The 21,187-nt window shown below is 37.3% G+C and carries 25 protein-coding genes; 19 read left to right on the top strand and 6 right to left on the bottom strand.

The genetic code is table 11. The features are described from left to right. The first annotated feature begins 2 nt into the window (after positions 1-2). The 14 genes from flgC (at position 3) to flhB (ending at position 10,553) form a co-directional block, all read left to right on the top strand. On the top strand, positions 3-413 hold the full coding sequence (gene flgC, locus NIS_RS03410) for a flagellar basal body rod protein FlgC (RefSeq protein WP_012081999.1): 411 nt from the start codon (positions 3-5) through the stop codon (positions 411-413). Between the two features lie 11 nt (positions 414-424). Continuing rightward, a complete protein-coding gene (gene fliE / locus NIS_RS03415; RefSeq protein ID WP_012082000.1) occupies positions 425-724 on the top strand; it encodes a flagellar hook-basal body complex protein FliE in 300 nt (99 codons plus the stop codon). 10 nt (positions 725-734) lie between these two features. Next, entirely contained in the window at positions 735-2,363 is a 1,629-nt protein-coding gene (fliF, locus tag NIS_RS03420; RefSeq protein WP_012082001.1) for a flagellar basal-body MS-ring/collar protein FliF, read from the top strand. Continuing rightward, positions 2,360-3,043, top strand: a complete 684-nt coding sequence (locus NIS_RS03425; RefSeq protein ID WP_012082002.1) for a hypothetical protein — start codon at positions 2,360-2,362, stop codon at positions 3,041-3,043. Before fliF ends, NIS_RS03425 begins: the two co-directional genes overlap by 4 nt. Further along, the gene (locus NIS_RS03430; RefSeq protein ID WP_041353999.1) at positions 2,997-4,310 is read left to right on the top strand and encodes a FliI/YscN family ATPase; all 1,314 of its coding nucleotides are present in this window, start codon (positions 2,997-2,999) and stop codon (positions 4,308-4,310) included. The genes NIS_RS03425 and NIS_RS03430 overlap by 47 nt, the downstream gene beginning before the upstream one ends. A 59-nt stretch (positions 4,311-4,369) precedes the next feature. After that, the gene (locus NIS_RS03435; protein ID WP_012082004.1) at positions 4,370-5,032 is read left to right on the top strand and encodes a flagellar hook assembly protein FlgD; all 663 of its coding nucleotides are present in this window, start codon (positions 4,370-4,372) and stop codon (positions 5,030-5,032) included. 1 nt (position 5,033) lies between these two features. Next, positions 5,034-6,635 (top strand): flagellar hook protein FlgE, encoded by a 1,602-nt coding sequence (locus NIS_RS03440; RefSeq protein WP_012082005.1) that lies wholly within the window; start codon positions 5,034-5,036, stop codon positions 6,633-6,635. A 96-nt stretch (positions 6,636-6,731) separates the two neighbouring features. Continuing rightward, a complete protein-coding gene (locus NIS_RS03445; RefSeq protein ID WP_012082006.1) occupies positions 6,732-7,247 on the top strand; it encodes a flagellar basal body-associated FliL family protein in 516 nt (171 codons plus the stop codon). Positions 7,248-7,255: 8 nt separating this feature from the next. Then, positions 7,256-7,507 (top strand): FliM/FliN family flagellar motor switch protein, encoded by a 252-nt coding sequence (locus NIS_RS03450; protein ID WP_012082007.1) that lies wholly within the window; start codon positions 7,256-7,258, stop codon positions 7,505-7,507. After that, on the top strand, positions 7,500-7,757 hold the full coding sequence (locus NIS_RS03455) for a flagellar biosynthesis protein FliZ (RefSeq protein WP_012082008.1): 258 nt from the start codon (positions 7,500-7,502) through the stop codon (positions 7,755-7,757). The genes NIS_RS03450 and NIS_RS03455 overlap by 8 nt, the downstream gene beginning before the upstream one ends. Next, entirely contained in the window at positions 7,754-8,464 is a 711-nt protein-coding gene (fliP, locus tag NIS_RS03460) for a flagellar type III secretion system pore protein FliP (RefSeq protein WP_012082009.1), read from the top strand. Before NIS_RS03455 ends, fliP begins: the two co-directional genes overlap by 4 nt. After that, complete coding sequence (fliQ, locus tag NIS_RS03465) at positions 8,461-8,730, top strand: flagellar biosynthesis protein FliQ (protein WP_012082010.1); 270 nt, start codon at positions 8,461-8,463, stop codon at positions 8,728-8,730. Before fliP ends, fliQ begins: the two co-directional genes overlap by 4 nt. Beyond that, entirely contained in the window at positions 8,727-9,494 is a 768-nt protein-coding gene (fliR, locus tag NIS_RS03470; protein ID WP_012082011.1) for a flagellar biosynthetic protein FliR, read from the top strand. The genes fliQ and fliR overlap by 4 nt, the downstream gene beginning before the upstream one ends. Before the next feature lie 3 nt (positions 9,495-9,497). Further along, a complete protein-coding gene (gene flhB, locus NIS_RS03475) occupies positions 9,498-10,553 on the top strand; it encodes a flagellar biosynthesis protein FlhB (RefSeq protein WP_012082012.1) in 1,056 nt (351 codons plus the stop codon). Here flhB and NIS_RS10150 read toward each other — a convergent pair. The 4 genes from NIS_RS10150 to NIS_RS03495 are packed head-to-tail and all read right to left on the bottom strand — an operon-like array spanning position 10,548 to position 13,848. Next, positions 10,548-12,008, bottom strand: coding sequence for a GGDEF domain-containing protein (locus NIS_RS10150; protein ID WP_012082013.1), 1,461 nt, complete (start codon positions 12,006-12,008; stop codon positions 10,548-10,550). The genes flhB and NIS_RS10150 overlap by 6 nt on opposite strands. Further along, a complete protein-coding gene (locus NIS_RS03485) occupies positions 11,995-12,447 on the bottom strand; it encodes a hypothetical protein (protein WP_012082014.1) in 453 nt (150 codons plus the stop codon). Before NIS_RS03485 ends, NIS_RS10150 begins: the two co-directional genes overlap by 14 nt. Then, positions 12,395-12,811: a hypothetical protein gene (locus tag NIS_RS03490; RefSeq protein WP_012082015.1), complete on the bottom strand. Its 417-nt coding sequence runs from the start codon at positions 12,809-12,811 to the stop codon at positions 12,395-12,397. Before NIS_RS03490 ends, NIS_RS03485 begins: the two co-directional genes overlap by 53 nt. Then, entirely contained in the window at positions 12,808-13,848 is a 1,041-nt protein-coding gene (locus tag NIS_RS03495; RefSeq protein ID WP_012082016.1) for a flagellar brake protein, read from the bottom strand. The genes NIS_RS03490 and NIS_RS03495 overlap by 4 nt, the downstream gene beginning before the upstream one ends. 175 nt (positions 13,849-14,023) lie before the next feature. Here NIS_RS03495 and NIS_RS03500 point away from each other — a divergent pair, with 175 nt between their 5' ends. The 5 genes from NIS_RS03500 (at position 14,024) to NIS_RS03520 (ending at position 18,074) form a co-directional block, all read left to right on the top strand. Beyond that, positions 14,024-15,562 carry a flagellin gene (locus NIS_RS03500; protein ID WP_012082017.1) on the top strand — a complete coding sequence of 513 codons (1,539 nt, stop codon included), beginning with the start codon at positions 14,024-14,026 and terminating at the stop codon, positions 15,560-15,562. Between the two features lie 97 nt (positions 15,563-15,659). Beyond that, on the top strand, positions 15,660-16,058 hold the full coding sequence (locus NIS_RS03505; RefSeq protein WP_012082018.1) for a flagellar protein FlaG: 399 nt from the start codon (positions 15,660-15,662) through the stop codon (positions 16,056-16,058). A gap of 10 nt (positions 16,059-16,068) precedes the next feature. Further along, positions 16,069-17,427: a flagellar filament capping protein FliD gene (gene fliD, locus NIS_RS03510; protein ID WP_012082019.1), complete on the top strand. Its 1,359-nt coding sequence runs from the start codon at positions 16,069-16,071 to the stop codon at positions 17,425-17,427. 12 nt (positions 17,428-17,439) lie between these two features. Beyond that, on the top strand, positions 17,440-17,820 hold the full coding sequence (fliS, locus tag NIS_RS03515; protein ID WP_012082020.1) for a flagellar export chaperone FliS: 381 nt from the start codon (positions 17,440-17,442) through the stop codon (positions 17,818-17,820). Further along, the gene (locus NIS_RS03520; protein WP_041354000.1) at positions 17,817-18,074 is read left to right on the top strand and encodes a hypothetical protein; all 258 of its coding nucleotides are present in this window, start codon (positions 17,817-17,819) and stop codon (positions 18,072-18,074) included. The genes fliS and NIS_RS03520 overlap by 4 nt, the downstream gene beginning before the upstream one ends. Here NIS_RS03520 and flgL read toward each other — a convergent pair. After that, complete coding sequence (gene flgL / locus NIS_RS09980; RefSeq protein ID WP_012082021.1) at positions 18,071-19,312, bottom strand: flagellar hook-associated protein FlgL; 1,242 nt, start codon at positions 19,310-19,312, stop codon at positions 18,071-18,073. The two genes, NIS_RS03520 and flgL, sit on opposite strands and share 4 nt — an antisense overlap. Positions 19,313-19,367: 55 nt before the next feature. Continuing rightward, entirely contained in the window at positions 19,368-21,158 is a 1,791-nt protein-coding gene (locus NIS_RS09985) for a flagellar hook-associated protein FlgK (protein ID WP_012082022.1), read from the bottom strand. Between the last annotated feature and the right edge of the window lie 29 nt (positions 21,159-21,187).

Raw genomic sequence — 21,187 nt, forward strand, 5'->3', positions numbered from 1 at the left:
TCATGATTTTTAAAGGTCTAGAAGTTTCCCAAACCGGTCTTTCTACGCAAAAGTATCGTATGGACATCGTTGCAAGCAACATGGCAAATGCGAACTCCATTGATGATAACGGGGTCCCATATAGACGTAAGATTCCGATCTTTCAAGAGATTTTAGACAAAGAACAAAACAGAATTCCTCTTTCAAAAGTTGCGATAAAAAAGGTGGTCGAGGATCCCTCTCCTTTTAAACTCAAATATGATCCTAACAATCCTTTAGCGGATGAAAATGGATATGTACAGCTACCAAACGTAGACCCTTTAAGAGAGATGGTGGATATGATCTCTGCAATGAGAACATATGAGGCAAATTTGACCGCTTTCAATACGCATAAAGATATGCTTTTAAAAACTATTGACATTTTGAAAGTGTAAAAGGATAGATTATGAAAATCGACGGAGTGGGACAAGTCGGTATACAAAGCAGTGTGTTGAATATCGATGATGTAAAAGATACTCAACATAATGAAGGATTCTCCGATCTTTTGACACAGTTTATAGCCGAGGTGAACCAAGATTTGACAAAAGCGAAAGAAGCGGAAAAACTTTTGCAAAGTGGTAAAGTAGAAAACTTGATCGAAACGATGGCAGCCATCGAAAAAGCGGATATCTCCTTGCGCTTTGCGACAGAGTTTCGCAATAAAGCTATTGAAGCATATCAAGAGATTATGCGTATGCAAATATAAGAGGTGATGTTTGGCTTTAGATGCTGCAACGATCAAAGAGAAGCTTAAACAGGCGTTTGAAAACAAAAACTTCATAAAAACACTCTTTTTGGCTCTCGGAATCGGAGCTTTGATTGTCCTACTTTCTGCATTGCTTATCCGAGATATTTCGGCTGAGAAATATGGTGTGTTGTATGCAAACCTGACTGCGGATGATGCCGGGAATATTTTAACTGTTCTTCAAGAAGAAAAAATTCCTTACAAAGTGGAAGGTAATGGTAAAATCATACTTGTACCGAAAGATAAAATCTATGATGTCCGTTTGAAACTTGCGGCAAAAGGGCTGCCTAGATCACAAAACGTAGGTTTTGAAATTTTTGATGAGCCTAAAATGGGTATAACCCATTTTCAAGAAAACATCAATTATATACGAGCATTGGAAGGAGAGCTTGCTCGAACCATCAAAAAAATAGATGCAGTGCAAGACGCGAGGGTCAACATTGCTTTACCAAAAGATAGTATTTTTGCTAGAGAAGAGGATGAGGCAAAAGCCTCTGTGATCATATCATTGCATCCAGGAATGAGTTTGACAAAAGAGCAGGTAAAAGCAATCGTTTTCTTGGTATCACATGCCGTACCAAAACTGAAATCACAAAATGTAACAGTTGTTGATAATAGTGGACGGGTTCTTTCAGATATGCTTGAAGAGAATGAAGAAAAAGAGGTGCATGACGTTGTCGATCTGAAGCGAAAATTTCGTCGAGATATCGAAAAAAGTGTAGAGTCGATGCTGGCCAGGGCTCTTGGGGCGCAAAAAGTGGTTGTTCGAGCAAACGTAGAAATCGAAACTGCCAAAATAGACAAACGTGACGAGATCTATGATCCTGACAAAACAGCTGTAGTGAGTGAGCGTAAAATCCAGGAGAAATCAAAAAGTATTCCACAGCAGCCTATTGGATCTCCCGGCACTCCAACAAATGTTCCAGCAACGATAAATACCGGTCCTAACGGAACTGTTTTGCAGGATAAAAGTAAAAAAGATATCACGACAAATTATGATGTAACAAAATCGTTGATTGTGACAAAGCAGAATGTTTTTAAGATCAAAAAAATAACAGTCGGCGTACTCATCGATGGAAAATATATTAAAAAAATGGATAAGAATGGAACTATGCAAGTGGAGTTTGTCCCACGCAGTGAGCAAGAACTCAAATCATTTGAGAATTTGATCAAAAGTGCCATAGGATATGATCCAAAACGGGGAGACCAGGTAACGGTGGTCAGCGTACCATTTGAAAACCAAGCTCTTGCTGCACCGATGCAAGTAAAGAGGGGATTTGAACGATATATACTGTATGCGGCTTTTGCATTACTTGCAATCATGGCACTTCTACTAATCTGGTTTATTCTCAAGCAAAGAAAACAAAAAGTTCTGTTGGAGCAGGAACTGGCAACTGCAACACAACCAGGCACTACAACTCCACAAGGTTTGACGGAGAGTTCGAGAAAAGCGTTGCATGAGCTGGAAGAAGAGATGAGTGCTCTCTCTTTACAAGATGAACCGATTTACCAAAAAATTCTCCATATCGCCCAGGAGAATCCTGATTTGATCGCAACTTTGATCAGCAAGTGGATAAAAGAAGAGGGCAGTGGTAAATGAAACTCGATTTAGATGATTTTTCAATTTTATTGAATGATCAAGAAGAGGTGACTCAGCAAAATCAACAAAAGGCTCCAGAAGATATAGAGAGACAGTATCAAGAGAAACTTTTACAGTTGGAAAAAGAGTATAAAAATCTGATCGAAAAAGCTTCTAAAGACTCCTATGAAAAGGGATTTCAAGAGGCCACGAAGCTTTACGAGCAAAAAATGCAAGAGAATCTTTCAAAATTGCAAAAAGAGTTTGAAGAACAGTATAAACAAAAACAGCAACTAGATGCCAAAAATATGGCTCATATGACAGAGGAGTTGAAAAAAGCCTATGAAATGACGATTGAAAAATTCTCAACGCAGATAAATGAATATATCACATCTATTTTAGAATATCTCTATATCGATCCGAACAATAGCCAGTATGTTGTAGAGAAAATAGAAGAGATTCTTGAACAGTTCCACAACTATTTTCCGATCTCCATTGAAGTTTCTTCTCGTTTAAAAGATCTTTTGCAAAACAAAATTGCCTCTGGAGTTGAGATAAAAGTCAACGAACATATGAAAGAAAACGAATTTGTCATCCATTTTCATGATTTTCAAATCAAACCTGACCTAACAAAGAAATTGGAACTTGTTAAAGATGAACTTAGCCAAGAGATTGAAAACTCATCCAAATTACCTGATTAAAGGAAAAATCACAAGTATAAAAGGTCCGTTGATCGAAGCTGTTTTGCCTGATGTTTCCATAGGAGACCTTTGCTATCTTGACAACGGAGTCGAAGCGGAAGTTGTAGGGTTTCGCGATGGGAAAACACTTTTGATGACCTATGATGATCTATACGGTATTCGTATAGGCAGTTTCATTTCCTCATCACTCTCTTCATCCAAAATAGGTGTCGGTGCAGATCTGTTAGGTACAGTTCTTGATCCCTTTGGCAACCCATTAAATAAAGAAAAGCTGCAATTCGAAACAAAAGTATCTTTAAAAAATGAGACGATTAATCCTTTGTTGAGAGAGCGTATCAAAACCCCTCTTGATATTGGTGTACGAAGTATTAATGGGCTTTTTACGATAGGGAAAGGCCAAAGAATAGGTATTTTTGCGAGTGCAGGAGTGGGGAAATCGACACTTCTTGGGATGGTTTCAAGGTTTACGAGTGCTGATATCAATGTGATCGCACTGATTGGTGAGCGGGGCAGGGAAGTAAGAGAATTTATAGAAGATAATTTAGGTAAAGAGGGACTAGAAAAATCTATCGTTGTCGTTGCAACTTCAGATCAACCTCCTTTGGCAAAACTTCGGGCTGTTCATGTTGCTATGGCATATGCATCCTACTTTTCAAAAAAAGGTAAAGATGTTCTTTTTTTAGTTGATTCACTCACACGACTTGCTATGGCACAACGAGAGATCGGGCTACTTGTAGGTGAACCTCCGACCTCCAAAGGATATACGCCTTCTGTGTTTACGCTGCTTCCAAAAATTATAGAGCAAGCCGGAACATTTCACAATCAAGGAAGTATCACCGGGATTTATACGGTTTTATTTGAGGGAGAGGAGTTGTCGAGCGATCCGATAGCAGATGCAGCGGTAGGTTTTTTAGATGGTCATGTGGTTCTATCAAAAGAGATGGCACAAAAAAGAGTCTTTCCTGCTGTCGATCCATTAAAAAGTATCAGTAGACTTGCACCGCAACTTGTACCTTCAGAAATCTTGGAATTTCAGGCCCAGTTCATTCAGATATATGCTCTTTATAAAGAGAACGAAGATATGATCAATATGGGACTTTATAAACCGGGAAGTTCACAAAAAATAGATCTTGCCATAAAATATTATCCAAAATGTCTAGACTATCTGAGACAGTCTATCAATGAGCCCATCAATCTGGAAAAAAGCTTTGAGGATCTGAAAAATCTGATATTATCGGCAAAAAATGACGGATTTTTTAGTTATTAAAGAAATTTTTAATATTTCATCAGCTACAATCTAAAGTAGACTCGGTATAAAGGACGTTTATGGCACTTGAACCAATCCAGACCATACAAGGGTATTCTGGAAAAGAGATCAATGTATATGATAAAAATGTCGACCAATCAAAAATGGACAAAGAGGGTTTTTTGAAAGTTTTATTGGCAAATTTTCAATTTCAAGATCCATTTGAGGCCCAAGATATTGCAAAGTTTATCGACAATACCGTAAAACTAAGAGAGCTGGAAGTGCTCAATAACTTCGAAACAAGTGTCAATACTTTGGCAAACGGAACACAGCAACTTTTAAGTGCGGCAAATCTAATCGGCAAAAAAGTTGTGTATACCGGAAACGAAACATTCGTAGAAAATGGCAAAACGGATGTGAGCGTGAAACTGGATGAGGATGTGAACTACTTGGCTCTCTATCTTTATGATGAAAATGGAAATGTTGTATATCAAAAAGAGCTAACAGAGACTATACCTGCAGGTACATCGAAAAGATTTGAAATCGAAGATGAGAGTATACCGGATGGTGTTTATAATGTAGGAGTAGTTGCAAAAAATGGGGAAGAAGAGATATCCCAAGCAGAAATAATCCATTCGACGGGGCTAGTTGCTGGAGTGGAAAAAGAGGGGAGTGAAATCGTCTTGAGCGTGAACAGCGGTCAGAGTGTAAAACTGAATGATGTATACAGCATAGGAGGATAGTATGTTACAGTCATTTTATACTGGAAACAGTGGATTAAATGCAAATAAAACATGGCTAGGTGTGATAAGTGATAATATAGCCAACGTAAATACAAACGGATTTAAACAGGAGAGGGTGAATTTCAGTGATCTTGTTGCAAGTTCACTCACTACATACTCTTCATCAGGTGCTCCAAGAAATAAAGAGATCGGTGGTGGAGCTTTTGTTGCAGGTACTATTAAGGATTTTTCTCAAGGATCATTTAAAAATACCAACCAACCACTCTCTTTAGCATTGGATGGCGAAGGTTTTTTTATGGTAAAAAATCCTTCAGCCGATCTTACATATTATACAAGGGCAGGTGATTTTAGAGTAGATGCAAACGGAGATGTCATTAATCCAGCAGGATTAAAACTTCAAGGTTGGATGTTAGATGAGACAGGAAATATTGCAGGAGCTATGGGAAGCATCAATATACCTAACAATCTTGACCCAAAAAATACCGATAAAGTGGCATTTGAGAATCCAGCGAATCTTGATGCCGGAGTTGATGCTATCACGAAAACATTTGATCCAAGTGATCCGACGACGTATCATTATGTAAACACTATAACCACTTACGATAGCTTAGGGACTTCGCATGTTTTGAAACACTATTTCATAAAAACCGATATAAATACTTGGCGTGTTTTTACCCAATTGGATGATAGAGCTGTTACATATAATGATGGAACAAATGAGTATGCAGCTTTGGAATTGAAATTTAATGGAAAAGGAGAACTTACTTCTGCTCAATACATTTCGCAACCTGCAACACAATCTGAAGCAGCTTCAGAAGCTGCTACGGATGATGGGATTTTTTCTGTAACAAATATTCCTGTTTTACCTGGGACTATTTATATTACACAAGATCAAAACGGCAATAGTGTTACTTGGAATGATGATGGCTCAGGGAACATAGTAGATATCCAGACAGGAGAAATAAAAGGGACTATAAGTTACGATGATGGAAAAATAACGATTATTGGTGCTGCTGGTGATGGGAATACTACAGGTACATTAACTGTTAATTATAAAGACTTCAGTGATACAACTACTGCTAATGTTACTGATCTTGGAGCTATTAAAACTTCTACAATTAATTATTCAGACAATACAAGTCGTTTTCTCAATAATGGTGCGACTGATACTGCAATAACTGAAGATTTTAAAAAGCTGACACAACTCGATAGCGAATTCATCTTCTATGCGCAGCAAAATGGTGCGAGTAAGGGTGATTTGATGAGTATCAGTGTAACAGAAGATGGTATCATTAAAGGAACTTATACAAATGGTCAAGTAAAAGATGTAGCAAGACTTGCAGTTGCAACTTTTAAGGATAAAGAGATCTTGGTTCGAAAAGGAGACAATCTGTACTTGCCAAATCAACAGACTTTCACACCGATTATCGTTCCTGGCGGCGTCATCAGTAAGATACGAAGCGGTATGCTTGAGATGAGTAACGTGGATATCTCTCAAGAATTTATCAACCTCATTACTGCACAACGTGCATATCAGGCAAATGCCAAAACGATCACCACATCTGATCAGATACTCCAAACAACGATGGACATCAAACGATAGGGCTTTCTCCCTATCTCACTTTCGATAACATAATATTTGTTTAATCATTAATTTACTATACTTGAATAACTTATTCATCATACAAGGGATCCATCTATGGCTGAAGAAGCGAAAGAACAGGAAGAGTCACAAGGTGGCGGTAAAAAAAAGCTCATCATTATTCTTTTGATTGTCCTTATTCTCTTAGGGGGAGGGGGAGCTGCTGCATATAAATTTTTAGTTTTGGATAAGCAGAAAAAAGAGGAAGACAAAAAAGAGAAAAAAGCGGAAAAAATAGCGGAAGATCTTAAAAATATTGAAGATCTGGGGATCACATATGATGTAGGTACATTTATTGTCAATTTGCAAGATAAAGATGCAGATCGTTATTTGAAAGTTACTATTGTTTTAGATGTGCAGGATGAAAAAGTAAAACAAGAACTTGAAAAGAGACTTCCTCAAGTCAAAGATGCGATAACGACGCTTCTATTTACAAAATCCTCGTATGAATTAAGAACAGCAGAAGGTATAGAAGAGTTGAAAGAGCAGATCCTAAAAAGAGTCAATGCGATATTACCTATAGGTGGTGTTAAAAATGTCTATTTTACCGATTTTGTGATTCAAACAGCATAGGATAGAGGATGGAGAAAGAGATAGGTGAACAAGTGGACTTCTCTTTACTTGAAGATATTTCATTGAAGATGAGTGTACGACTCGGTAGCACGAAAAAGATGATCATCGAGATACTTTCGCTCAAAGAGGGTGATGTCATAGAGCTTGAAAGAAATACTGAAGATTATATCGATGTTATGCTCAACGAGAAAAAAATGGCTATTGGAGAAATTGTCGTTATCAATGACAAATATGGGGTGAGGATCGTAGATCTTGCTTGATACATATTTCCTTGTTAAATTCCTTATAACTTTTCTTCTACTTATTTTTACTTTATATATAATCTACTATTATCTGAAAAAAAAAGCTCCAGCAATCAAGAAAAACGGAAAGATACATATCGAAGAGATAAACTATATCGACCGGAACCGTCAAATTATTCTCGTAACAGTCAAAGATATAGAGCTTTTGATACTCAATGATGAAAAAGGAGCAACAGTAATCAAAGAGTGGAAAAGAAGTGATCAATGAGAAAATTTCTTTTATTGTTACCTTTTATAGGGATACCTCTTTTTGCAGCCAATGAGATCAATGCTTTGCTCGATCAATTAAAAAATGTAGATACGACACTAAAAATTCTTGCTCTTTTTACCATTTTAAGTCTTGCACCTGCCATCTTGATTACGATGACTTCTTTTACAAGGATTGTTATTGTATTGGGGCTTCTCCGACAAGCACTTGGAATACCCCAATCACCTCCAAACCAAGTGATCATTGCATTGTCGCTATTCTTGACATTTTTTATCATGAAACCCGTATTTGATCAAATATATGTTGATGCGGTACAGCCATATATGCAGCATAAACTTAATGATATGCAAGCTGTAGAAGCAGCAATGAGACCTATAAAAAAGTTTTTAGTCAACAATACCCAGAAAGAGGAATTGAAGCTGTTTTTAGATATCAATAAAACTACACCGAAAGATTATAATGATATCAGTTTATCCGTTTTATTGCCTGCATTTTTAGTGAGTGAGATAAAGATCGCTTTTGAGATAGCATTTGTCATCTTTTTGCCATTTTTAGTGATAGATATGTTGGTTGCAAGTATTTTGATGTCTATGGGTATGATGATGATTCCTCCTATGATGATTTCTCTTCCTTTTAAGCTTATACTTTTCATCCTATCTGATGGATGGGAACTGCTGATTAAAGCGCTTATCAAAGGATATCAATGAGTGTTGATCAAGCTATTACGTTGGTAGAACAGATGTTAAAGATCACGGCACTGGTAAGTTTGCCTCCTTTAGCAACGGCCTTTGGAGTAGGACTTATCATTAGTATTTTCCAAGCAGCTACTCAGATCCAGGAGATGACACTTACATTTATTCCAAAAATCATTGCAACGGTGGCGGCATTGATAATATTTGGCTCTTGGATGTTTGTTACATTGATCGATTATTATAAGTCGATTTTTGATTCGATCACTCGATTAATCCAATGAGTTTCACACTTGATCAGATATATTTTGCTATTTTGGTGTTTTTCAGGGTAGGGGCAATCTTTCTCTCTCTTCCTGTTTTCAATGCCAACTACATCCCAAGCAATATCAAGATACTTCTTATTTTGGCCTTTTCGTTTTATCTGATTCAAAATCTCACAATTTATTACGATTTTTCCAAAGTAACATTGATGCAATTTACACTAATGATACTAAAAGAGATTTTACTGGGCTTTTCCATCGGTCTGCTTGTTTCCATATTTGTTGCTGCATTTACCTATGCAGCCGAGATTATTAGCTATTTTATGGGTTTTACCATAGTCAATGTTTTTGATCCCACATATGGTCAGGTTTCCATATTAAGTAGACTTTTTATCATGCTCTTTTTTATACTCTTTTTCGTTACAGATGCATACCATATTTTCATCATTTCTATTATAAAGAGTTTTTCATACATTCCTCTTGTCCAAACATCTTATCCGGATTCCTTTTTTACTTATCTTTTCGAAAAAAGCAGTTTGATTTTTACACTCTCATTCCAGCTGTCGTTTCCTTTTGCACTTATAGTTTATTTGATAAACTTAGCTTTGGCCTTGGTAAATAGGCTTATTCCACAGATAAATGTTTTTATAGTGGGATTACCGCTTCAGATTTTCGTGGGAATCGTTGCTTTGATGATCGGAGCCGGGGTTTTGGTATCTGTCGGTATTTCTTATGTACAGCAGATGGTAGAGGACTATTTTATATTTATCAAACATTTAGGATAAAAAGTGGCCAAAGATCCAAGTAAAACCGAAAAAGCCACCCCCCGTAGGCGTGAGAAGGCGAGAGAAGAGGGGCAGGTAGCAAAAAGTCAGGATATTCCTATCTCTGCTACATTGATCGTAGTATTTATGTTATTCCTTGCGTATATTCCTTTTGCATATAAAAAACTGTATGAACTCTTTATGTTTATCTTTGCAGATCCTTTATATAATATCCCCCAATATAATTACTCCATAATATATCTGGTTATGGAGTTTATGGGATATCTGACAATACCCTTTTTCCTAGCATTGCTCATAACAGGTGTTGTATCGAACATTGCACAAATCGGCTTCTTGTTGACGTTCAAATCCATGGTCCCAAAACTGGAAAAAATAGATCCTATTGCTGGATTAAAACGGCTTTTTTCATTAAAAACGCTTTTTGAACTTGTCAAAAACATTTTAAAACTGATTGCTGCAACTATAGTGAGCTATTTTTTGGTACAGTTTCTACTCCGAGATGTTTTCCAATATGCTACAACGACACCATATAAAGATGCAGTTCTTTTAGTGAAATATACCCTTATCATGATTCTTGGATTTGCGATATTATCTATTCCAATTGCCGCCATTGATTTTTTCTTTAGAAAATTCGAGTTTGAAGAAAATATTAAAATGAGCAAACATGAGGTCAAAGAGGAACATAAACAGATGGAGGGGAACCCTCAGGTAAAATCTGAGATTCGAAAACGGATGCGCGAGATGAGTATGAATAGAATTATGGCTGAGGTTCCAAAAGCAGATGTGGTTATTACCAACCCTGTACACTTTGCGGTCGCTTTGAAATATGAAAAAGAGAAGATGCATGCACCAAAAGTGGTTGCTAAAGGGAAGGACTATCTGGCACTCAAGATCAAAGAGATAGCTAAAGAACATGGGGTTCCTATAGAAGAGAATCCACCTTTGGCAAGAGCAATCTATCAAGCGTGTGATGTGGATGAATACATTCCGGAGAACCTTTATAAAGCTATCGCTAAAATTTTTGCGAAAGTTTTCAAAAGACAACGACGAAGATTATAGTGCAACGGTTGTTTTGTTTCTACCACCAAGTTTTGAGCCATAGAGCGCATTGTCCGCTTTTTTGATAGCCTGATCAATACTTTCATTGGGATCGACACTTGCAACGCCCAAACTGATAGTCACTTTTCCAACTTCAGGGAAAGTGTGTGATTCTACAGCCTTTCTCAGTTTTTCTGCCATGGCGAAGGCTTGTTTTTCATCCGTTTCAGGTGTAAGAATCAAAAACTCCTCTCCACCCCATCTTATAGCATAATCATATTTTCGTATATTTTGTTTGATGATTTTGGCCAGTTCTCGCAATACGACATCGCCGATATCGTGTCCGTATGTATCATTTATTTTCTTGAAATGATCGATATCGAACAAAATAACAGATAATGGCCGTTTATGTCTATGGCTCCGTTTAATCTCGATTTCCGCAATCTCTTGAAACTTGTGCCTGTTGAATAGTCCAGTTAATTTATCTACCGTTGCCATCTCTTCGAATTTGATCCTTGATATGGCAAAGTAAAAAAGTATAGTGAATAAAAAGAGTATGAGAATAGAGCCTAGAAGAATATTTTGCCAAAAAATCGTATCAAACATCTTGATATTGTTATCGCGTTTAATAGAGACGATATAACCTACGTTAAATTTGTTTTTATTGATAGCAAGAAATGTTATCACATAGTAGTTACCATCAATTTCTACAGATTTTGCAAAATTTTTATATTGTAACAGTTGATTGGAAATTGTATTTCGTATCTTTAATTTAATCTTTTGTATGGTTTTGCGATAGATGCCATCACTTTTGTCAGAAATTTTTTCATAATAAAAAAATGGGCTATATTCACTTTGGATGAATGAGTAGATTCCATAACGAAACGCGATGCCCTCAACCATCAGTTTATTGACAATGAATTCGTAGTGTGCATGGAAGAGTTTTTGCAACTCTTTAGTAAAAATATCATATGAAAGTGCCAACTCTATAAATGCTATTAAATGATTGTTGTAATAAATTGGCTTTTGAAAAGTTATGAGAAGCTTGTTTGCCATATTTTTTTTATTATTTAGTGAAAGTTTTTTGCTAGAAGTCGCTAATTCCGGTTTATTCATATTTAAAATAAGTGTTCCATCCGGTTTGTAAAGTGAGAGATAATGAATATGATACTTTTTCAGTTTTTGGTAATAAGGAAAAAGTTTTTGATACACTCTTTTTTTGTTACTTGTTTGGGTGATCAACGTTAAGAGTTCTCGATCGTCATAGAACATATCGTAAAAAAAGGATACTAGATGTTGATAGGAGTATTTCGTAACACGGTATTCTGAACGCAATTGATCTATTTTTTGTGAAAGATAGAGATCTATTCTCGTTTGTTTATCTTTTGAAAAATAGAAATATATCCCTATGATTCCAATGATCACAACTATGAGAAGCGATATAAAGAGAATGACCGTTTTACTATTTTTTATCATTTTTTAGTTTTGTCAAAATTACTGTAATTTTGTTTAAAGCTTCTGGATCTATAAAATTGAGTGCCTCTCCAGCTTTTTTTGATTTCATATTATAAAGGATATATGCGGCAATTTTCGGATCTTTGATTTTGGAGAGTTTTTCACCTGCATATTCTGGATCCATGCTTTCGAAGTCTTTTGCCAGTTTTTTGAAATGTTGAGACTGAATGGTCTTTATTTGATTATCTAGCATTTTTTTAAACCGTTGCAGTTTTGTCTCTTCTTCTTTGATTTTTTCAAGGAGAAGTTTTTTCTCTTTTATCTGTTTTTTTAAAATTTCTTGCATTGTTCTTAGTTTTTCAAGCTCTTTTTGTATCTCTTTTTTTTCCGTCTGTGCAAAAAGAGAACTAGTACTTATGAGTATGAAAACGGTAAGACTCTTCTGCCAAAAACTCTTCATGCTTCTCTTCTCTCTTTTGTTGTAGCTTTTTCATCTTTTGTTCTAGCTTTTCGTAAGCTTTTTTTGTAGCAAGTAACTCTTTCATCTGCTGAAGGATATACTCTTTTTTCTGTTCCAGTTGTTCTATTTGAAAATCGATCTTGGAAATATTGTGCTTGAGCTCTCGAATACAGTTGACTGCATGAATCTGTTCAAAAATCGTTTTTCGTGTTTGATGTTCCAGTTTGTCGATAATTTCGAAAATCGATTGTTTATGTGCAATCAGCTCGCTGATCGATACGTCGATCTCCTTTTTTTTATTGGATAGTTTATCGAGTTGGTTCTTGTTTTCTTTGATGAAAAGTCGGAGTGAACTTTTTTTCATGCGTTTTTCAATTGTGCTAGTTTTTTCTGTTCTTTTTGGACATATTCATGAATTTTTTGCTCGATTTGCGCTGAGAGTTCTTCAAAAGTCCCCCGTATACAAAGATTATTTGCATACTCGATTTTATCAAGGAGCTTCAGATAGCTTTTGATTTTGATATCGAGTAGTGTAAATTCTATCTGTATGATATCGGCGTATTTGAATCTCTTTATAATATCAGGTTTGCCGTTGAAGCAGATTCTCGCCCCGCCTGCACTGATATCGACCATTTCACCGTGTAAGGTATACTGTTTATCCTCTTTTTCGTCATGATAAAAAACTTTGACAGGAAGTTCTGTCCGGACTCTTGGATATTCCCTTCTTTGCGTTCGGCTCATTTCAAAAGTATGAGGAGTTTGTATGACGATTTTGCCATTTTCGTTGAGTATTTTTTCGATAGGAACTATAACTGTATATATAGCATCATCTTTGCGTATAAAAATGATTTTGATAAGATCACCACTTTTTAGATCACTTGGTATAGCATCGGATAGCAACCAATACATATATCGTTCATCTTTGTCATATAGCGTTGCATTATAGGATTTGTTTTGATGGATAAGTGTCGCGTTTTGAAAGAGTTCTATATCTTTCGTACTCACAAGCGGAATATAGGGCGAGAGGATCTCAAAGCCCAGTTTTTTTCGCATATCTTTGATGATCCTCTCATCTGCGTTAGGGTTCTCTTGCAAATAAAGATCGACAACCTTTTCGAAAGGCGCTTTAAATTCGAGGACTACCATCGGATCTCGTCCCATTTTCTGAGCATAGGCCCATAGAAGCTTTATCTCTTCTGGAGTCAGTTCTCTGTCAAGAGCGTATCGTTTGAAGTATTCAAAAACGCTTCTTTCTTTTCTATATTTTTGAAAAAGAAAACCGGCAGTGAAAAAGATTATAAAGCCGATTATTGACAGAACAACGATGATCGTTGTTGTTTCACTGTCGCTGTTCCAAAACTGTGTCGCTAGTTTGACCGTTTCGAAACGGTTTCCTTCCATAAAAATCCTTTTGTAGTAATCACACACATATAGTAGCAAAATTCTCGTAAAATGATACTTTTTTCCCAAATAAAGAACGCAAATATAAACAAAATTCATTCAATATTGTACTCCAGACTAAAAAATAAATCCCTGCCACCGATAATAAGATTGTAAAAAAAATAAGGAGGCAATCATGGCACTTAGAGTAAACTACAACTTTCAAGCGGACTTCGGACATGTCAACTTGAAAAAAACGGAAAGTAGGCTCAATACATCTTTGGAGCGATTGGAAACGGGTCTTCGTATCAACAGCGCAAAAGATGATGCGGCAGGTCTGTTTATCGCAGATCAGTTGGGACTAGTAAGTAAGGCGCTTGATCAAGGTTCTAGAAATGCAAACGACGGTATAAGTGCATCACAAATTGCAGAGTCTACACTCGGTCAAATTTATGATAAATTGACCTCTATGTATACAAAAGCTTCTCAGGCTGCTAATGATACAAACGATGCTAATGCAAGAGCAGCACTGCAAAATGATATTAAAGCAATTACTGATGCAATTGATAGAATGGCAAAAGCAGCCGAATTTAATGGTAAAAAACTTCTAGATGGTACTTTTACAAATCAGCAAATCCAGTATGGTCCAAGAGCTGGCCAGTCACTAAATATTTCTATAAGCAGTGTAACGGCTAATAATTTGGGAGCATATACGGTAAATGGAGTAGGAGCAACCGGGGTAGATACTGCTAATGACTATGCCACATTAACTGCTGCAAATACGAACTGGGGATATGATAGCACAAACGACTCTATTAAAATTGCTGGTAAAGCTATAACATTGGCAAACGATACAGTAGATGATGCAGCTGCGCTGGCTGCAGCAATTAACGGCGATAGTGATATCACATCAAAAGGCATAGAAGCATATGCATCGAATAGCAGTATAGCTGATACAGCATTTTCACCTATAAGTGCGGGCAGTGACGGAACAACCGTAATTAAGCTTTACGTTGGAAGTGATCGTACTGAAGATGCAACTATTACTATCGCAGCAGGTACAGAACTTACGTTAAACGAACTCGTTGATCAAATCAATGCCCAAGCGGGAGAGAAAGTTACTGCAAGTAATGTTGATGGTAAACTCAAATTGGATACTCCTAATGGTGAGACATTGGGATTTGAAGTAACGATTAATGGTACTGCAGCAAATGGTGCAGATAGTGTAGATTTGAGTATGCTTTTGCAAGGTGCATCAGGAACTGTAACAGCAGGAACTGCTGCAGTTACCGGTTCTGCAGTAAAAGTTGGAAAGCTGGAGATTATGGGTACAGATGCATTCACAATAGATCATACCGGTGTCAGTGGTACAAATGAAGGTTATAATTTTGACACTGCTACTGGTGGAACATCAACTTTAAGTAATCTTAATTCTTTAAATGTTACTACATATGATGATGCACAATCAGCTATGAAAATCATCAATATCGCCATTAAAAAAGTGGATAAAAGTAGAAGCGATCTTGGTTCGATCCAGCAAAACCTACAAGCGATCATTGATAACAACGATTTTGCTGCGACTCAGACAAGAGAGGCAGAGAGCCGTATCCGAAATGTGGACTTTGCAAAAGAGATGAGTGAGTTTACAAGACAGCAAACGCTTATGCAGTCTGGTATGGCGATGCTTGCACAGGCAAATCAGCTACCTCAGATGGTTCTTCAGCTGCTTAGATAACTTTTTCATAGGGCTTTTGCCCTATGGTATAATGAAATAAAAGTGCTTTTTGAAAAGGTTGTAGAAGAGCTTTTTCAAAAAGCATAAGGAGAGAGCGATGGATGTCAAAGCAATTATGAGCAATCAATCGATACAGCAACTCAATGCACAAAACTCTTCGACGCAACAGGTGAAAGAGGCGCAAAAAACGCAAATGCAAAATGACAATCAACAAAAGATTGAACAAAACGTTCAAAAAAACGAAGCTGCAAATCAAAAAAAAGAGGTCTCAGAAAAAGATCTCAAAAACGCTCTTGACACCGTCCAAAAAAAGATATCTTTGCTGACAAACTCTCAGCTGAGAATCGAAGTGGACAAAGATACAGGCAAACAGATAGTCAAGATTGTGGATCAAGAGACAAAAGAGGTTATCAGACAGCTTCCTCCGGAAGCTCTTTTGAAAATCGCAAAATATATCGATGAAATAACAGGGCTTTTGTATAAAAACAAAGCCTAAAGGATAGAAAATGGCAGGAGAGATGTCCATAACGGGCCTTACCAACACTGGGTTTGATTATAATGCATACCTTGATAAACTTGCCCAACTCAAATCCATTCCCTTGCAGCAGATGCAGGCTCAGCAACAAAAGATCATCGCCAAATCTACGGCTATTGTCCAGGTAAAAAGTGCACTGAGCGATTTTCTTTCTCCTTTGACGACTTTGCAAGATAGTTCCATTTATGACAAACTAGATGCGACACTTTCCAATGACAACATCGCATCGGTAAGTGTTGACGGTACAAAAGCCCAACCTGGCAGTTACAATTTGGAAGTAGTACAGCTTGCCAAGGCAAGTTCTTTTTTAATCTCTCCCGCACAAAATGTCACAGACCCCAATGCAGCTTTTACGGATAGTGGCACACTGACGATAAATTACAAATTGGATGGAACCGCAACCTCTTTGGATATCGACTATACTGGAAAATCTCTCGCTGACATTGTGAATGAGATCAATCAGTCTGCAGATCTGGAAGCGACAATGATCAATAGTGGGAGCTCCACATCCCCTGATTATCGTATTTTGGTCACCTCGAAAAAAACTGGCATTGACAATGAAATAACAGGAATTTCCGATAGTGATGGTGACAATACAACAGGTTTTGATACCAATAGCGATCCCTCTACTGACCCAAGAGCATCCTATACCACACAAGCAGCGCAAAACGCCCAGATAAAACTCAATGGCATCATCATAGAAAATGCCACCAATACCTTTAGCGATGTATTAAGTGGCGTGGAAATCACCGCTCAAGAGGTGGGTACCAGCTCCCTTACTGTCGCAAAAGATTTTTCAGATATTGAAAATTCTCTCGATACAATTGTTTCAGCTTACAATACACTCAAAGATACGATCAATCAAGTCACTGCAAAAGGGCAGCCACTCCAGGGAGAAGGAAGTTTGTCTCGCATCACTACCACAATTTTCAATAAACTCAATAGTGTCCTTGGCCAATATGGTCTTTTGGATACGACGGGTGAGGGTGAGGCGGCCACTGGAAAACTCGTACTGAAAAAAGATGCTTTGGAATCCCTTTTCAATGATCCAAATTTTGATGCGAAAACGACATTCACCAATATGGCCAGAGATCTGGAGTCGTATGTCAATAACTATACAGACAATATGACCTTGATCAATGAACGCTATCTTGAGCAAAGTGACAGAATTCAAAAAGAGATAGAGGAGAAAAGCGAGAGAATTCAAAAAGAGATCGACGCTCTTCGGACCCGCTATGCAAAAATAAATGTCTATCTTTCTCAGCTCCAAGATACGAGATTAAGAATAGAGAACTTTACAAAAGCCTTGCTCAATGGCGGGGATAAATAGAAAGGATAGGAAATGAGTCCATATAACGTATATGAGAAAAATATGACACAAATAGAAAGTAAAGAGGATTTACTTCTCGCGACGTTTGATGAACTACTTTCCAAGCTCAATATGGCAAAGATAGCTATAACGGAAGGACTTATAGAAGCAAAAATCAAAGAACTAGATAAGGCTATCTTGGGACTAGAAGTGTTAAGAACCTCTTTGGATTTTGAAAAAGGCGGGGAGATTGCCAAAAATTTAGATGCAATTTACGCTTTTTGTATAGATGAGATCATAAAAGCAAACGCTACAAATAAAATAGAATATATCAATAATGCAGTGGAAGTACTCAAGCCTATCGCCCAAGGTTTTAAAGAGAGTCTGAAAAACCCTATAGCTTCCGCATCATGAGCTGCCAAAAGTCGATCGATTTTCTTCAAAGTTTGTTGAACAATTTCCGTAGCGAAGAAATTGATCGTTATATCGCTTTTTTGAATGATCTACCCAATTCCCTAAAGGGATGTGAGGAAACAGAACTCCATAAAATCATCGAACTTATCGCAAAACTTGAAGAACAAGCTCACATGTTGCAGCAAGAAATTGCCAAAAAACTCCAATCCCAAGAAAATGAGAAAAAGGTTCTCGAAATCTATAAGAAATATTAAGGAGTAAAGTATTTTAGGAGTGATAACTCTTTGTTTTGCATGAAGCTAGCCAGTGTTGCCTGATATGTTGTTTTTGCTTTTTCCAAATTGACGATTGCTTCGGCGTAGTCACTATCTTCAAATTTTGATGCAAGATCATTATAGTTTACTTTGAAGTTTTCGTGCTGCTCTTTGAGATTGTCTACGAGCTGTTCTTGTACACCTATCATTCCGCGGTGTCTTTCGACTCCCTCAAATCCCTGGTCAAATTCATCAAGAATATATTGAAAACCGCCGAGATGATTTTGAAGGTCACCTGTTATTGTAACTTCGATATCTTTGTCTGTCTCTTTTCCTGCAAAGCCTAACCGTACGATACCGTCTTTGTCAGTGAATGTATATGCTGTTATGTTCCCATTGTTTGCGGGAGCGTTGTTGATTGCATCCACAAGCTCTTGCAAGGTGGATGGATTTGTACTGTCAGTCGTATCGCTGTCATAATCTATATTCAAAGTGACATCTTTGTAATTGATGGTTATCGTTCCAGCGGTTTCAGTAGAAGATATCAGTGCATCGTTTGGGGACAGGTATCCAAGTTCTGAGTTTTTTCCATGCAGTTTGTAAATTTCTCCATCTTCGATGATAGCGATAATGTCATCAATGGCTTTCACAAGACCGATTTTCTGTTTTTTATCATTCAAAGTACCACTTTGGATAGTGGAAAGATAGTTCTCTCCATTGAATTTGGTGACAACTTCCGTCGCTTTTGCAACCGGAACGCTCACTTCCACACTGCTTCCTTGGTAAAAACCATTTTCATCAAAAGGTACAGTCTTACTATCTTCTCCACCAAAGAGATAGTTGCTGCCTATTCTCACATTCGATTGAGAGATGATGTAGTCTCTGACATTTTGTAGGTAGTCTTTGAAGATATTGGCATCTTCACTATCAAGAACACCCGTATTGAGGAGCTGTACGATATCTACTCGAGCATCCAGAGCCGCTTCTGAGACATTTTTCAAACTTGTCTCTGCTATAGACATGCTGTTGGAAGCAAGATCAATGTTGCGCATATAGCCATCAATCTCTTTTGCCAAAGATTTGAGTTGGAGTGCTCTACTGTTATCTACTGGAGCATCAGAAGGCACAAAAACCTTTTTCCCACTACTTAATTCATTGGAATAGCGCTCTATTTTGTTCTGATATTTTGTGATGTTACTTAGATATCTATTGAAGACACCTAAGGTGCTTATACGCATCTGTTTCTCCTCATCGTGATTCTTTTATCATTATCGGTCATACCTTAATATTTTTTTAGCGCGTCATTTCGATGAGTGTCTTGAAAAGTTCATCTGTAACCATCATGACTCTTGCAGTGGCTTGATAGCTGCGTTGAAGTTGCGTCAGTTTAACGAGCTCTTCATCAAGATTGACACCGCTTATATCTTCTATTTTTTCATTTAATGTATTAAATAATAAGGTCGTATCATCCAATCTGTCTTTTGTATACTCAGCTTCAAAAGCGATATCGGAAACGATTTTACTGTTATAAAAATCGTTATATGTCAAACCATCGAGAAAGTCAGGCTGTTCGTACTCTTGTAAACTGTTTGTAGCCGAGTCAAAATAGGAAATGGTTCCATCTTTCGTTTTTTCGATGGCTTTTGCTAGCGTATTATCCGCTGGCATATTCTGTTTTGTTCCGGCAGCCAGTTTTTCAGGATCTTCAAAATTGAGCCTGATGTTTGTTGCATCGACACCCAACCCATTGCCGCTTTGTTCACTGATAAAAAGGTCCAATCCCGTCTCGTTATCAAGATTGTATCCATTTCGGTGAACAGAATTGATCTGATAGGCAAAATCTTGTGTAAAACGATTGACGTTGTAGAGGGCCTGATTGATTAGCGATTGGGATTTGATCAAAGATGCGATCTTGCCATATTGGAAAAGATTCGTCAAATCCACCGAACCTGAAAGAACCCGAAGTGTCGCGTAGTTTTGTTTGTATATTTCATTGGAGTTATTGATATCAAAACCTGTTGTATCGTTTGCATCACTATCTTCAATGGAAACGATCTCGTTTTGAACATTTTGCATTGTCGTCGAAATTGTCAGACGATAGTCCGGATTCGTTTGATCTCCTACATTGACTACATTTGCTTTTAAGTCATCGCTTTGAGAATTGATTTCGGCTGCGATATCTAAAAGGGATCTGTTTTGATAATCGACACTAAAGCTTTTATCTTTCCCATCGAGTTTATAATTGATCGTAAGGGTTCCAGGATCTGTAATGACATCTTTAGGTGAAGAGAGAGTGTTCGCTGGAGCAACTGCATAGCTGTTTACCATAGTTATTTTATTCGTTCGTGTCTGTATAGGGGTGGCCTTATCTTGTAAAACAAGCATGTGCCCTTTTGCTGTGGATATATCGACTGTGTTGTTTTGATGATAAAGCACTTTGATATCTATAAGAGAACTCAGCTTTTTTATAGCTTGATCTCTTTGGTCGAGGTAACTGTTGAGTTTTGTCTGATCGTTGGCAAAATATTTGATATTTTTATTGAGATCTGTGATTCTTCTTGCAAGATTGTTGATTTGCATTACGGTTTCTCGAAAAGAGTTCTTCACTAGACCGCCAAGATCATTCATGCCTTCACTGACACTTCGAACTCTACCCACAAGCATTTTTGCAGTGGTAAGAAAGGATTTTCGCGCTACTAAATCGTCGGGTGAAGAGATGACATCGTTAAGAGAGTTGTAGAATTCATCGATCTGTTTGGAAAAGCCGCCTCCCAAAGAGTCTTTGAAAAGAGATTCGAGTTGGTTGAGGGTACTGTTTAGATTTTCATAGTAGCTTTTTTCTTGATTCGTGTTGATCATGCGTACAAAATAGTTTTTATCAAATACTCTCTTGGCTTCACTTAACAGTGTCCCACCAGTGGGGAGTGAAGAAAACCCTGCCTCAACTCTGCTGTATCCTTCTGTATTGAGATTGGCAATATTGTTGTTGACGATATCGATTGCTTTTTGGTTTTGCAAAAGGGTTTGAGAGATGTTGTTCAATGCATTTGCCATAGCAGATTGCAATACAGAAGTGTTCGCCATGTCTATTCCTTTTAATGAGGCTTTTTTAT

Origin of the sequence: Nitratiruptor sp. SB155-2 (assembly GCF_000010325.1) — a bacterium.
Classification (GTDB): Bacteria; Campylobacterota; Campylobacteria; order Campylobacterales; family Nitratiruptoraceae; genus Nitratiruptor.